The 12,393-nt window shown below is 71.0% G+C and carries 15 protein-coding genes; 11 read left to right on the top strand and 4 right to left on the bottom strand.

The window, feature by feature from the left end:
• Positions 1–85: 85 nt before the first annotated feature.
• On the bottom strand, positions 86–871 hold the full coding sequence (locus O3X23_RS37270; RefSeq protein WP_269277561.1) for a GntR family transcriptional regulator: 786 nt from the start codon (positions 869–871) through the stop codon (positions 86–88).
• 115 nt (positions 872–986) lie between these two features.
• On the opposite strand from O3X23_RS37270, the gene O3X23_RS37265 reads away from it, so the two are divergent.
• Positions 987–1,241: a hypothetical protein gene (locus O3X23_RS37265; protein ID WP_269277557.1), complete on the top strand. Its 255-nt coding sequence runs from the start codon at positions 987–989 to the stop codon at positions 1,239–1,241.
• Positions 1,235–2,095, top strand: a complete 861-nt coding sequence (dapF, locus tag O3X23_RS37260) for a diaminopimelate epimerase (protein WP_269277554.1) — start codon at positions 1,235–1,237, stop codon at positions 2,093–2,095. The genes O3X23_RS37265 and dapF overlap by 7 nt, the downstream gene beginning before the upstream one ends.
• A 29-nt stretch (positions 2,096–2,124) precedes the next feature.
• Here the strand turns inward: dapF and O3X23_RS37255 are convergent, their stop codons facing one another.
• Positions 2,125–3,129 carry a YaaC family protein gene (locus O3X23_RS37255; RefSeq protein ID WP_269277551.1) on the bottom strand — a complete coding sequence of 335 codons (1,005 nt, stop codon included), beginning with the start codon at positions 3,127–3,129 and terminating at the stop codon, positions 2,125–2,127.
• Between the two features lie 495 nt (positions 3,130–3,624).
• Here O3X23_RS37255 and O3X23_RS37250 point away from each other — a divergent pair, with 495 nt between their 5' ends.
• The 7 genes from O3X23_RS37250 (at position 3,625) to O3X23_RS37220 (ending at position 9,300) form a co-directional block, all read left to right on the top strand.
• Complete coding sequence (locus tag O3X23_RS37250) at positions 3,625–4,281, top strand: hypothetical protein (RefSeq protein WP_269277549.1); 657 nt, start codon at positions 3,625–3,627, stop codon at positions 4,279–4,281.
• A 183-nt stretch (positions 4,282–4,464) separates the two neighbouring features.
• Positions 4,465–4,809, top strand: coding sequence for a GntR family transcriptional regulator (locus tag O3X23_RS37245; protein ID WP_269277547.1), 345 nt, complete (start codon positions 4,465–4,467; stop codon positions 4,807–4,809).
• Positions 4,810–4,811: 2 nt separating this feature from the next.
• Entirely contained in the window at positions 4,812–7,220 is a 2,409-nt protein-coding gene (locus tag O3X23_RS37240; protein WP_269277544.1) for a helix-turn-helix domain-containing protein, read from the top strand.
• Positions 7,220–7,849, top strand: coding sequence for a hypothetical protein (locus tag O3X23_RS37235; RefSeq protein WP_269277541.1), 630 nt, complete (start codon positions 7,220–7,222; stop codon positions 7,847–7,849). Before O3X23_RS37240 ends, O3X23_RS37235 begins: the two co-directional genes overlap by 1 nt.
• A 33-nt stretch (positions 7,850–7,882) precedes the next feature.
• Complete coding sequence (locus O3X23_RS37230) at positions 7,883–8,371, top strand: hypothetical protein (protein ID WP_269277538.1); 489 nt, start codon at positions 7,883–7,885, stop codon at positions 8,369–8,371.
• 436 nt (positions 8,372–8,807) lie between these two features.
• On the top strand, positions 8,808–9,050 hold the full coding sequence (locus tag O3X23_RS37225) for a hypothetical protein (RefSeq protein WP_269277535.1): 243 nt from the start codon (positions 8,808–8,810) through the stop codon (positions 9,048–9,050).
• Positions 9,040–9,300, top strand: a complete 261-nt coding sequence (locus O3X23_RS37220; protein ID WP_269277532.1) for a hypothetical protein — start codon at positions 9,040–9,042, stop codon at positions 9,298–9,300. Before O3X23_RS37225 ends, O3X23_RS37220 begins: the two co-directional genes overlap by 11 nt.
• Before the next feature lie 116 nt (positions 9,301–9,416).
• On the opposite strand, the gene O3X23_RS37215 is transcribed toward O3X23_RS37220, so the two are convergent.
• Positions 9,417–9,989: a hypothetical protein gene (locus O3X23_RS37215; protein WP_269277528.1), complete on the bottom strand. Its 573-nt coding sequence runs from the start codon at positions 9,987–9,989 to the stop codon at positions 9,417–9,419.
• Positions 9,990–10,276: 287 nt separating this feature from the next.
• Between O3X23_RS37215 and O3X23_RS37210 the strand changes: the two genes are divergently transcribed.
• Both O3X23_RS37210 and O3X23_RS37205 read left to right on the top strand, forming a co-directional pair.
• On the top strand, positions 10,277–10,597 hold the full coding sequence (locus O3X23_RS37210) for a hypothetical protein (RefSeq protein WP_269277525.1): 321 nt from the start codon (positions 10,277–10,279) through the stop codon (positions 10,595–10,597).
• Positions 10,587–11,174 carry a bifunctional DNA primase/polymerase gene (locus O3X23_RS37205; protein ID WP_269277522.1) on the top strand — a complete coding sequence of 196 codons (588 nt, stop codon included), beginning with the start codon at positions 10,587–10,589 and terminating at the stop codon, positions 11,172–11,174. The genes O3X23_RS37210 and O3X23_RS37205 overlap by 11 nt, the downstream gene beginning before the upstream one ends.
• Positions 11,175–11,752: 578 nt before the next feature.
• Here O3X23_RS37205 and O3X23_RS37200 read toward each other — a convergent pair.
• On the bottom strand, positions 11,753–12,007 hold the full coding sequence (locus O3X23_RS37200; protein ID WP_269277519.1) for a hypothetical protein: 255 nt from the start codon (positions 12,005–12,007) through the stop codon (positions 11,753–11,755).
• Positions 12,008–12,393 lie beyond the last annotated feature (386 nt).

The following is a 12,393-nucleotide window of genomic DNA, read 5'->3' as shown; positions in this document are numbered from 1 at the left end:
ACCACGGCACACGTGCCGGGCATTGAACCGATCGGGCACCCGGATAGTACGGCCGTCCGTTGCGGCGGCCCCGACAGGCGAGATATCAGCCGGGAGATCCCGGTGCAGCCGCGCGAGGAGGTAGCGGGATGTCATAGGTGATGTCCCACAGTCCGGCTGGCACCACGATGTCCGCGGTCTCCACCGGTCGCCCGTCGGCGGCGTAGTGGGTGCGCTCGATCAGCGTGGCCTGGGACCCGGCCGCGACCGCGAGCAGCTGCGCCTGGTCGCGGTCGACCTGGACCGGGCGCGGGACTTCCACCATGCGGGTGACCGTGACGCCGATGTGCGCCATCCGGGCCAGGACGCCGTGCCCGGCCAGGGGCCCGCCCTCGGGCAGCACGATCACGGTGCCGCCGGTCAGGTCCATCGGCTCCCAGCTGGTAGACAGCAGGACCGGCTGCCGGTCCAGCAGCAGCTCGTACACCGTCCGCACGCACAGCGCGCCGGGCTCGACGGCCAGGCGGGCGGCGATGTCCGGCGGCGCCGAGACCTTCGCGGTGCTGTCCGCTTCCCAGGTGCCGTCGAAGCCGGCCGGGGCCAGTCCCGGCCGGGGTGCGCCCGTCACGGGGGAGGGGGTGCGCAGCAGGGTGCGGCGTTCGGCCGGCGCGCGGACGAAAGTGCCGGCGCCGGGGCGGCCTTCGAGGAGTCCTTCGGCGATGAGGAGTTCCTGGGCGCGGCGGATGACGTTGTCGCCGACCGCGAACTCCTGGCCCAGCTCTGGGCGGGAGGGCATGCGGTGGCCGGGGGGCCAGGTGCCGTCGGCGATGCGGGCGCGGAAGGTGGCCGCGACCCGCAGGTAGGGGGCCAGTTGGGACGTGCCGTCAGCCATGGTTCTCCTCGCCTACGGCGCTGACCTGTACTGATTGACAACCTAGTCCACTAGTTAAAAACTAGTGGACTAGTAGAGCTGTAGGTAATCGCTTGTATATCGAATGGTGCGTGCAGTGGGCTACGACCGCCATCTCACCGTGATCCACTCAGCCGCCGCGCAACTGACCGCCCTCACCGGCGAAACGTCCCGCGTCATCGAGGAACCCGGCGCGGTCCGGATCGAGACCGACATAACACCCGACCTGATCCGGCAGTGGCCCCGCCTCCTGGCGGTCCTCGATCTCGGCGACACCTACGGCCTGACCGCCACCGAAGCCGGGCAGACCGCCTGGCTGCGCATCGCGATAGGACCCACCAACCCGTGCTGACCACCCAGCCCCACCCCGCCGGCCATCCCTTCGTCAAAGGCCACGGCGCCGAGAACGACTTCGTGATCCTGCCCGACCCCGACGGCCGCCGCGATCTGAGCCCCGAGGAGGTGGCGCGGCTGTGCGACCGCCGAACCGGCCTGGGCGCCGACGGCCTCCTGCGGGTGGTGCGCTGCACCGCCGACCCCGAGGCCACCGCGATGGCAGGGGAGGCGGAGTGGTTCATGGACTACCGCAACGCCGACGGCAGCAAGGGCGCCATGTGCGGCAACGGAATCCGGTTGGTTGCCCGCTACCTCGTCGCCAGCGGCCTGGCCCGGCCCGGCCGATTCACCATCGCCACGCGCGCCGGAAGCAGGACCGTCTACCTCCAGGACGCCGACGGCCCGGTAACCGTCGGCATGGGCCGCCCCGGCCTGGCCGGCCCCGCCGGAATCGAGGTCACGGTCGGCCGCCGACACTGGCCGGCTCTGCACGTGGATATGGGCAACCCGCACGCCGTTGTGGTCGTCGACGACCTCGCCCACGCCGGGAAGCTGCGCACCGCTCCTGTCGTCAAGCCGGCCCACGCCTACCCTCTCGGCGTCACCGTCGAATTCGTCACCGTCGTCGGCGACCGCCACTTCGCCATGCGCGTTTACGAACGCGGTGTCGGCGAAACCCGCTCCTGCGGCACCGGCGCCTGCGCCGCGGTCACCGCCATGCGACAGCGTGAAGCACACCCCCGCTCCGCCCACTACATCGTCGACACCGCCGGGGGACGCCTGTACATCGCAGTCCTCCATGACGGAACGATGGAACTCACCGGTCCAGCCCTGATCGTCGCCCAAGGGGCGGTCAGGCTCTTTGCCTGAAGCCTGGAACTGCTGTGAGCTGGGCCGGACTACTGGGTGACTTCGTCGATCGTGTCCATGATGACGCGGGGGAGGAACTCCAGGGCAGCGTCCAGCAGGTGTTCGATCGCGGCGGCTTCTTTGCTGGTGTCGATGTTGGTCCGCTTCTGCCAGGCGCAGGGTTCGTAGCGAGCGAGCATGGACAGCGCGTACAGGACGGCCCACCAGGCCAGGAACGGATGGAGAGGCTTGGCGCTGTCACCCAGCGCGGGGTAGACGAAGTGCTGGCCCCGGTAGCGGGTCGCGACCCTGGCTTCGAGGGACTTGGTCAGCTGACCGGCCACTGGGGCTTCGGCGTTCCAGAAGATCCGCACCGCGGGCATGCCCAGCAGCGCTGCCCAATCGACGCGGCGGTCGAAGGCCGGGATCCCGAAGGCTCCCAGGGTGGGGTAGCAGTTCAGGAAGTCCCGTAGGGCGGATTGTTGGTCCTGCTCTTCGAAGATGCGTGCGGGGATGCCGTGCAAGCGCGCCCATTCCTGACCGTGCACCGGGGGCCCGTCCGCGTCGAAGGCGAGGACCGGCAGGCCGACGGGGCCTGGCAGATCGAATTCCACGGTGTCGGAGAGTGTCGCCCACAGCTGGCCCACCGTGACCGGCTCCGCCGCAGAGTCGGGCGTACGCGCCGGCAGCGAACCCGAGCCCAGAATCTCCGCCAGGTGCGGGAAAGCTCCGCTGCCCTCATCGACGAGCACCAGCGAAGCGACATCGGGCCCGTTCATCGCGGCGGAACGCCCCACGATCTTCAACCCGTGCCCCGTCAGCTTCCACGGCTCGGCCCGCGCTCCCGGCTGCTGGTCACGATCGGGAACGCTGGAGGCGGCGGCCGCGATGGCCCGCCCGGCCTGGTTCAGTCCGTAGTACACCAGCAGCGGTCGGACCATGGCGTCGGTCACCTTCGCCGCAGTGAACAACTGCTCCGCCTGCTCCAGCGCTGCGCAGAATGTCTCCTTGCGCGCGCTGTTCTTGCCCGCTGCGCCGGGTGGGTCGGCTCGCATCACCCGGATCCACCGCTGGTACATGTCGGGGGTATGAGGCGCCATCCTGATGCCACCCGGTGTATGCACGTGCGCTCCTCAAGGACGTGGGACGTGGCTAGAAGTCTGTGGCCTGGCCGCACGAGGCACGAGGGGATTAACCGCAACATCGAGCTGGGCCTGCCTGTTGAGGGAAAATCCCTGGTCCGCTGTCCGGCGCGCTGAGATCATGGGCAGATGAGCACGGACTCGCCGCCCGCCGCTACGCCATGTCCGGCGACCGCCGAGCCCTGCACGGCACCGTCCTGTGACCACTCCTGCCCGACTGCTGCTGTGAGGCGCTGGCCTGCGACGGCAGACTGCGTGTCCTCTGCCAGGCGATCTTGACTGATTGACAAGGGATCTTTGACGGTTGATGGGTTTCCGTCACTCGATCTTGAACAGTTGGAGTGGAGGAGATAGCCATTACCGCCGTTGGAGGGGCGCCCACGACGTGCTGCGCGGCATAGTGCGGGAGTGACTGTGACACCGGACCGCCTGAATCTGCCTGCCCGCCGGCGCCGCCACGCGCGGCTGATCGCTGCACTGACCGAGCTGATCGGTGCCTGTGCGGAGGCGGCGGGTGAGGTGTACCGGCCGATCGCTGCGGCTCCTCCCGGCCAGGAAGCCGTGGCGGTGGCCCTCTTGCCGTGTGTCCAGGTCAGCCTCACCGCCGCCACCCTGCTGGACATGGCCCGTGCCGAGGACGAGGCGCGGTGGCCGGCCGTCGTGGTGCGGGAGCGGGAGGAGGACCTGCGGACGTACGCGGCGCGGTGTGTCGTGGCGCAGGCGCACGGGCTCATGGAGGAGGACGGGCTGCCCGGCGGCGTGCCGCTACCGACGGCGGAGCAGTTCGCCGCGATGGACCTGGTGAGTGCCGGCGACGCGGTCGCGGCGCGGTGGCGGCGCGATCCGGAGCAGGCAGTCGCTCTGGTGCACGAGCTGGTGGCCGGAGGCGAGTTCTCCGTGGACGAGGTCCTTGACGAGGCGGTCGCCGCCACCGTGCTGGCCGGGCTGCTGGCGCTGCAGGAAGCGCGTGCCGCATCCGATCCGAGCACCGCAGCGGAGCTCTGCTTGGGTGCCGTCCCCCATATGGCGCTCGCGGTCGCTCTGGCGAGCACCGACCTGGACTGACCCGGCCAAGAGCTGGGCCCCGGCCGTAGAACTGTGAGGCTGGGCCGATCACGCCAACGGGGCAAGTGGGGCAACGAGCGAAGCTCCAACTAGCCCCCAATCCAGAAGACTTGCCTTATATATGTAGCTCCTGACTATGCATAGTTCTTGACTATGCGTAGCTATCTTTGCTAGAAATGCCGTATGCCACGCTACGCAGAGGTCTACGACGACTTGCGCCAACGCATCTTGAACGGCGAGTGGGCGATAGGGGATCAGCTGCCCGACCTGGGGCAGCTGATGGTCCAATACTCCACGTCCCTGACGACGGTCCGCCGGGCCACCACTGACCTGCGCGACCGCGGAGTGCTGAGGATTGCCCGGGGCGAGGGCACCTTCGTCATCGCGCTGCCCGAGCAGAGCAACGAGGAAATGATCGTGGAGCTACGCGCCGTCAAGGACGCCGTCACGCAGACGATCAACAAGGCCATCGGCGTCCTGGAACGCCAGCAGTCCGCCGCAGCGATGGCCGAGGGCGGGGAAGGCTGACGATGTCTGACGACCGTTTCGCCGGCGTCGACGCGCTGCTCGCCGCCGTGCAGTCGGGCACCGTGCTGCCGCCCCCGGCGGAGCGGCAGCGGCTACGCCTGGCCGCCGGGCTCACCCCCGCGCACATCGCCGCAGCTATGCGAGTGGACCCAGCCCTGGTCCAGGCATGGGAGGACAGCACCGCCGTCCCGTCCCCGGACATCGCCCCGGCCTACGCGCGGCTGCTGGAGGGCTTGGCGGAGCGCTTCCCCGCTTCCGCGCAGCCGACGCCCGCACCGGCCCCGGCGGCCGGTCCCGACCGCGGCGCGGACGGCGAGCTGCTCAGGTTCGCCCCGGCCCCGTGCCAGTGGTGCGGCAACCCGACGCCCTACCGCGTCGGCGGCGCCCCGGCTCACCTGGGCGACTTCTGCCGCACCCAGCAGCCCGCCGCCCCCCAGCCCGTCGTCGCCGCGCCGGTCCAGGCCACACCCGCACCTGAACCGGTCGCACCGCCCACGCCCGCTGCTGCTCCTACGGCTGCGCCGGTCGCGCAGTCGACCCGCCCCAGCGCACCGTGGACCCCGGCGGCGCCCGGGCGACGACCCGCGACGGCCCGCACCGCTAGCCGGCCTGCCGCACCACGCCCCACCGCCACGGCCGACCAGGCCGCCGCCCGGTGGTGGCCGGCGGTCGCCCTGGACGTCGCGGCCGACGGCAGTTGGCTGCTGGACGTGCCGCAGGTCCCGGCCCCGGCCGGGAACAAGCTGGGCGACTGGTTCGCCTGGCTGGGCACCGGCCTGCCACTGCGGGTCGAGCGCGCCCACGCCTCCGGTCGCGGCGGCGACGGCATGGTGTGCCTGACCGCAGCCGCGCTCAAGCAGCTCGGGCTCCCCGCCGTGCTGCCCACCACCGACAAGGCCCTGGCGGCGCTGCAGGCCAAGATGGCCAAGGCCGCCGGAGGCGTCGGCATGGAAATCTCCGACCAGGTCGGCCCGTCCTTCCACGCCTTCCGCCGCAAAGGGTCCGCCGGAGGGCCCCGGACGTCGCTGAGGATCACGGTCGCGCCGTGGCTGGGCCAGGGCGACGCCCGCCAGCAGGCCACCAGCGCCCTGGCCGTGCCGCTGGCCACCGCCCCCGACGACACCCTGGACGGGCTCACCCTCACCCGCCGCCTGAGGGCCTTCACCGCGGACCTGGGGGTCGCTCCGGGAGCGACAACGGCCTCAACCGGGATGCTGCTGCTGGACGCGGTGCGCCCCCGGGTGGAGTGGACCAAGGACGACACAACGGGGGAGTGGTCCTCCCACCTGCGCGACGGTGCGCTGCCCACCGGTGACCTGTGCGTGGCCCCGGCCGCCGGGGCCCGCCACCCGCTGACCCGCGAGCTGATCTCGCGCAAGGAGGCGGTGTGCGAGGAGGAGGACTACAAGTGGTGGGCCCGGATGCCCACCGCACAAGAGGCGGCGCGGCCGTACGCGGTCGCGTGCGACGTCTGCGCCTCCTACCTGTCCGTCACCGAGTCCCTGCGCCTGCCCGCCGGCCCGCTGGAGCACACGGCTAACCCGGCCTGGGACGGCGGGAAGACCGCCGGCCTGTGGTGGGCGGACTTCACCACCACCGTGGTGGACGAGTTGCTGCCGCACCCGGCAACGTTCCACGGCCAGCCGCCGACCGGACCGGGCTGGTACGCCACCCCGACCGTCGCCTACATGGCCACCACCTACGGCTTCGACCCGGCCACCATCACCGAGGCCCTGCTGTCGACGCACACGGTGCCGCTGCTCAAGGAGTGGACCGGCCGGGTGCGCGGCGGCTACAAGCGGACCTACGCCGAACTGGGCCTGGTCGACGGCCAGAGCCCGACCGAGTTCCTCGCCGCCTACGCCGTCCACAAGGACGTCGGTTCCGACCCGGTCCGCGCGGATGCCCTGGTCTTGGCGAGGCTCTACAAGAACATCTACAAGGGCGGGATCGGCAAGTGGGCCGACTCCGCCCGCCACCTGGACGACGCCACCTGGCTGGAGAAAGTGGCCGGGTCCTGGGCCTACCGACCCGAGATCCGGTTCCACATCCTGTCCGCCGCCCGCATCGCCGCCCACCGCCGCCTGCGCAAGACGCTGCAGCTGACGGGGCGGGCCCCGTTCGCGGTCAACGTCGACAGTTACCTCTACGCCGCCGACGCCCCCTCCCCGATCGAGCTCCTCCCGGTCACCGGCGACGGCACCCCGGTCCCCGGCGCGCTACGCCTGGGGATCGCTCCGGGCAGCCACAAGCACGAGTCCTCGATCCCGATGGCGGCTGCCATCGCAGCGTTGGAGCGCCGCGAGCACCCCTCCAAGTTGGTCCACCAGTACGCCACCGACGGCACCCCCGTCGACCACGACCAGGCCGACGCCGACGGTGCCGGCACCGATGAGGAAGGCGAGAACTGATGGCGGGCAAGGGCATGTTCAGCCGGGTCCGCGAGGCGTTGTTCCCCTCGCGCAAGGCCCCGGTGCAGTCCACCACCCAGGCCTCTCACGTGCGGGAGAAGCTGTTCGGCGGCAACACCAAGGCCATGGCCGCCGCCTACAACGTCAGCCCGCGCACGGTGGAGCGGTGGATCAAGGGCACCCGCACCCCGCCCCAGCTCTCCCGCGCAGCCGAGCGCAGGTGGGCCAAGGAGAACACCGCCCGCGCCCGACGCGGCGAAGCGGCGCTGCCGCGGCCGGCCACGACGGCCGACCGGCTGGGCACCGACGCGGTGAAGGCGCAGACCACCGAGCGCGGCCGCGAGCGCAAAGCCAAGCAGCTGCAGCAGGCCGGCACCTTCTCCGGCCACAGCGCCCGTATCGGCCGCGCCACGACGTTTGAGATCCGCGGTTCCGATGCCGTCCGGGCCCGCGACATCCACGTCAACCTGACCGGCGAGCAGGCCGCCGCCCTGGCACTGGCCGAAAACGAGGACGAGGTGAGGCAGATCATCGGCCAGGCGCTGGCCGACTACTTCAACGGCGGCGCGTACGGAGGCTTCGGACCGGACGACTTCTCCTGGGACGAAAACGATTTCGACGTCCGCTGATCCACCCCTACCGACCAGGCCGCTGGAGGCGCGATGCCCACTGACCAGCACACCCCGCTGTGCAGCACCAGCCACTACCTGCTGTCCGCGCAGTGTGGCCTGGTAGCCGGTCACGGCGATACCTGGCACCGCACCGCCCACCCGGACACCGGCGCGCTGCTGCGGTTCCGCAGTGCCGGCGCCGTCCGGCACACGCAGGAGTGGGAGCCGGACGATGACCCGGGAGAGCCGGACGCCGGGCAGTGGATCACTTGGCACTACGGCGTCGCCCCGGAGCCGACCCCCGTGATCGTCAGTGACCTGGACGAGCGTGCCGCCGCCCTGGTGGGCAGCCACTTCCCGACCAGCCGTACCCGTCCGGGCCCCGACGGCGGCCGGGACGAGGAGGAGTGCGCCTGCGGTGCGTGGTACCGGGCCGGGCGACCGGATATCCACCTTGGCCGTCACGTCTCGTTGCTCGCCCGTTCCTTCTTCGACCTCGCGCTGCGCTACGCCCAGGAGCCCGCCCCGCTCGCCGACTGACACACACCGCCGGTGGCGACCAGAACGGCGGACACCGCCGGACCGAGCGCCAGTGCGGCAGCCGGCCGGGCGCGACCGGCCCGCCAGTTCGTCGTGAAGCCTTCCGAGGAATTCGCGTGAAAGGCGGGCGTGCCAGAATTCGCGCACCTATTCCGGCAGTGAATTCCCCGGAGGCGTGTCCGGGGGCGCTCGCAGCGGCGTCGCACACCCGTTCCCAGTAAATATGACCCCGAATAGCGCTACGGTATTCGTACCCGCGACAGGGAGAATCGCGATGACTCTGCACGCCGTTCCACCCCACGGCGCCGGGCCGCCGGCGGCGATGCGCACTGCTGCTCGCCGCGGTCCGGGCCCGGGTCGATCCGTCCAAGGCGTCACGCCTGTCGGGTCCGCGCCGCTACGGTGGGAGGACCCCAGCGCGACGCAGGAGTCCGTGATGAGCGAAGCCGCACCGCAGCAGCCGGCCCCCGGCCGCGACCCGTTGAGCCCAGAGGCAGCCGCCGCGGTGCGCTCCTACGCCGGCCGCGAGCGGGCCCGCACGAACGAGCTCGCCGCCGTCCTAGAGGACATCGCCGCCAACGGGCTGCCCCGCCCGGAGGACTGCACGCCGTGGGAGGAGCTGCGCGACGCGCAGTACCGCCGCCTGGGTGTCCTGGACCACGGCGCCGATGTCGCCTAAGCACGGGCCGCGCCGCGCGAAGGTCGCGTTCTCCGTCGCCGCCGCCGACCAGCTGGCCAAGCTCACCGTCATGGAGACCCTGGCCCTGGACAGGGCCATCGTGGCAATCAGCACCGACCCCGCACTGGGGACTCCGATCCCGGACTCCGTGCTGCGCGACTACCAGGACGACGACGACTCGATCCGGATCCTGTTCTACCTGAGTGCGCTCAGGACCGTGATCGTGGTCGCGTATCTCGAAATCGGCTGACGGACCTGCCGCACTCGGTCAGACGACCGCCGCGCCCTGGGCTTCGACCAGCCGCAGTTCCGCGATCGCGGCGTTGACGTCGTCCAGTTCACGGGCGGGAATTGCATCGCCCCAGGCTAAGGACCTGCGTTGGCGTCTTCGCCTGCGGGGTCGGCATCGGCCCGCAGCCGGCGGACCGGTCGCCACTGCTGGGATACCCGGTCCCAGTACGTCCTCCAGCGCTCCCGGCCCCTGGCGACCACGGGCTCGGGCGCGGGGATACGTCCGGCCGCGACGGCCGCCAGGAAGGCGTGCGCCTCAGCCTGCGTCACATGGGAGATGGCCACGTGCTGGTCGGCCGTCTCCCACGCGAATTCCTCCGTGCGGTGGCTGCCCACCTGGATGTTGCAGATGCGGCACCAGATGTCCCACGGCCACTCGGCTGCGCGCCGCCTCTCCTGCTGGTCGGCGCCCAGGAGCTGGGCTTCCGTGATGCGCACCGCATAGGCGATCGGCTCCAGCTCCGGCTCCGCTGCCCTCCCCGTATCGGCCAGCGCCTGGAGCTCCGCCATCGCATGCTGCGCCTCGGTGTCGAGCTCCGGCGCCTGCGCGGTCACTGTCGCCAGGGCCCGGGAGAGTAGCCGGCGTGCCGCCGGACTCAGGGCCGCTACGGCGAGGTGGTCGTGCGGATCGGTGAGTGTGTCGCTCATCAGTGCTCCCGGGATGAGGTGGCCGGCCCCTGCGGGCAGCACCATCATGCCGGACCCGCAGGGCCGGTTCGCCGGGTTCAGCCGAACGCTGTCGGTGCTGTCCGCTACCGTTGACGGGCGGTCAGTGACCGTGGGCCCGGCTTGTTGGCCCGGTATCCGTCCGGCCCGTGACCGGACGCGGCCGAAGGTGCTGCGCGCCGAGCCGCTGTTTCACCCCTCAGCTGTTCTCCGGTCGCCTTCCTGCGCGGCGGGTCACGGGATCGCCGTAGCCCTGAGAGGGGCCTGCTGTGCCGAAGGATCACGCCCGAAAGACCCAGCTCGCCTCGCTGAAGACCACCTACGGCGTCAAGCACGTCGACGCCATCGCACTGCTGGACCACCCCGACGCGCAAGAGCGCACCCTGCTGTGCCAGCTGATCGCCAGCCACCGCGATGTGACCACCTACAGGGACGCCCTGGCCCGTCACGAGCAGTACCGCGCTGCGGCTGCCGTCTTCTACGAGGACTGGGACGACCTGGACGGCTGCGACTGCGGGTACGCCACCGAAGAGGGCCGCTTCCACTGCTGCGACTGCGGCGCCGGCCACGAGTACGCGTGTGTCTGCTGATCCGGCGTCGACCACGGCCGCGGCCCTCGACCTGACCCGGCGCGGCCTGGCGGTGTTCGCGCTTCCGCCCGGCGGCCGCCGCCCCGACGCCGGCGGGTGGAGCTCGCGGTGCTGGACAGACCCCGGCGAGGTCCAGCGGTTGTGGTGCGAGGGCGACAACATTGGCGTCGGCTGCCGGGCCAGCCACCTGGTCGGCCTGGACCTCGACGTCGACGGAGCCGGCCAGGACGTCCTGGCCGCCCTGGCCGCATGCTTGGGCGAACCCTGGCCGGATACGCTGACCGTCGCCACCCCGAGCCAGGGGGCGCACCTGTATTTCCGCGCGCCGCCCGGCTGCTCCATCGCCTCCGTCTCCGGCGGCAGGACGGCCCTGGGGCCGGGCGTCGACGTCCGGGGACCCGGCCTGGGCAGCGGCGGATACCTGATCGGCCCCGGCTCCGTCGTCGACGGCATCCGGTACGTCATTGAACGCGACCTGCCCGTGCAGCCGCTGCCCCACTGGATCACCGACCGCCTCGGTCGGGGCACCGGCAGTGGGTCGGGCAAGCGCGCCTTGAATCTGCGCGAGGCCCACTGACTTGCGAGGTTCCCCAGGAGGGGAACGGTCTGCGCACCGGGTGATGTCGGCGATCAGCGACACGACCCTGACCCCCTCTGCTGGCAGGGCACGAAGATGCGCGGCAACCACCCGTTCGCGTTCTCCCCGTGATGTGGTGGCAAAGGTGCACGTCAGAGGGCCTTTTCGTTGGTGGCGGCGTGCTGACTTCCCCTCTACCTCCATCCCTTCCCACTCGTGAGAGCAAGCGGCAGGGGAGCGGTCTGGGACGTCGGTGATCGGGGACGGGGGTGTGGGTGGTTGTGCTCGCCCGGTCGTGCGGGCTCGCGGTGGTGGGGCGGTGGCTGCGCCCGTGCAGCCGGGACCTGCTGCAAAGCTGCAGCTGCTCCTGGTGGTGAAGGGTGCAAGGGCAGTGTGGTGTGCAGCGGAAGGGTGCAAGACGGATCGCTGGGGGTGCGGTGCAGCATTCGCACGGCCCAGGCGGCACACGGCTGCTGCACGTGCAGCGGATTGCGAGGGAAGACTGCTGCGGTGGTTGCAGCAAAGGGCCTGCCCGGTGCAGGTGCAGCGCTGCATCGGCAGCGCGCCAGCGAGCGGCGCTACTCGCCGCCGGCTCGGGCAGCGCCGGAGAAAATCGGGCAATTGGCCTCGTGGGTGAGGGTGTGCAGCACGGTTCCGCCGAGCATGATGCGCCAGCTGTTGTCGACGTCGCAGCAGCCCGGGTTCAACGTGACCGCCGCCGGCGTCGCGACCGGCTCGTCAGGGAACGGCGCGGGAACGTTTAGGAGCAGGGGCGTGATCCGCGTCTGCCGCTCTGCGCTGTCATGCGGGTGCCGCCGCCGTCGGGTTCTCATGGTCACCAACGTTCCGGAACTCCGGCCGTTTGCGGAGAACCTTCGGCAGGGAAACTTGCAGCCGGTGGTGCGTCCATTCTGTCTGCGCCCCTTCCTGCACCCCTGAGTAGAAGAGGGAGGGGGGTTGGGTGCGGGGCGGAGGCATCGCGGGGTTGCTGGTGGTGTTGAGACCCGGTTGGTGGGCCGCTGGGGGCTCCCACCCGCACGTTTCCCCTCCAGGGGAACGATGTACGCGCTGCTCACGCCAGACCGCGCCCAGCACCGGTTTTGTTCTGCTCCTCCAGAACACGTCGGTACCACTGGCGATACCGACGTCATGCCAGGGACCGTGCTGACTGACGTGGGAAAACACTCATCGGGCGGCAGGGTTTCCCCTGGAGGGGAAC

The sequence above is a fragment of the Streptomyces sp. H39-S7 genome (assembly GCF_027158205.1).
Classification (GTDB): Bacteria; Actinomycetota; Actinomycetes; order Streptomycetales; family Streptomycetaceae; genus Actinacidiphila.
Note: the sequence above shows the minus strand (reverse complement) of the source record. Positions and strands in the feature narration are given on the sequence as shown.

Excerpts from the sequence above, each read along its gene's own strand:
- O3X23_RS37270 (WP_269277561.1), bottom strand. The coding sequence starts at position 871 with ATGGCTGACGGCACGTCCCAACTGGCCCCCTACCTGCGGGTCGCGGCC.
- O3X23_RS37255 (WP_269277551.1), bottom strand. The coding sequence starts at position 3,129 with ATGCGAGCCGACCCACCCGGCGCAGCGGGCAAGAACAGCGCGCGCAAG.
- O3X23_RS37245 (WP_269277547.1), top strand. The coding sequence starts at position 4,465 with ATGCCACGCTACGCAGAGGTCTACGACGACTTGCGCCAACGCATCTTG.
- O3X23_RS37240 (WP_269277544.1), top strand. The coding sequence starts at position 4,812 with ATGTCTGACGACCGTTTCGCCGGCGTCGACGCGCTGCTCGCCGCCGTG.
- O3X23_RS37235 (WP_269277541.1), top strand. The coding sequence starts at position 7,220 with ATGGCGGGCAAGGGCATGTTCAGCCGGGTCCGCGAGGCGTTGTTCCCC.
- O3X23_RS37230 (WP_269277538.1), top strand. The coding sequence starts at position 7,883 with ATGCCCACTGACCAGCACACCCCGCTGTGCAGCACCAGCCACTACCTG.
- O3X23_RS37225 (WP_269277535.1), top strand. The coding sequence starts at position 8,808 with ATGAGCGAAGCCGCACCGCAGCAGCCGGCCCCCGGCCGCGACCCGTTG.
- O3X23_RS37220 (WP_269277532.1), top strand. The coding sequence starts at position 9,040 with ATGTCGCCTAAGCACGGGCCGCGCCGCGCGAAGGTCGCGTTCTCCGTC.
- O3X23_RS37215 (WP_269277528.1), bottom strand. The coding sequence starts at position 9,989 with ATGAGCGACACACTCACCGATCCGCACGACCACCTCGCCGTAGCGGCC.
- O3X23_RS37200 (WP_269277519.1), bottom strand. The coding sequence starts at position 12,007 with ATGAGAACCCGACGGCGGCGGCACCCGCATGACAGCGCAGAGCGGCAG.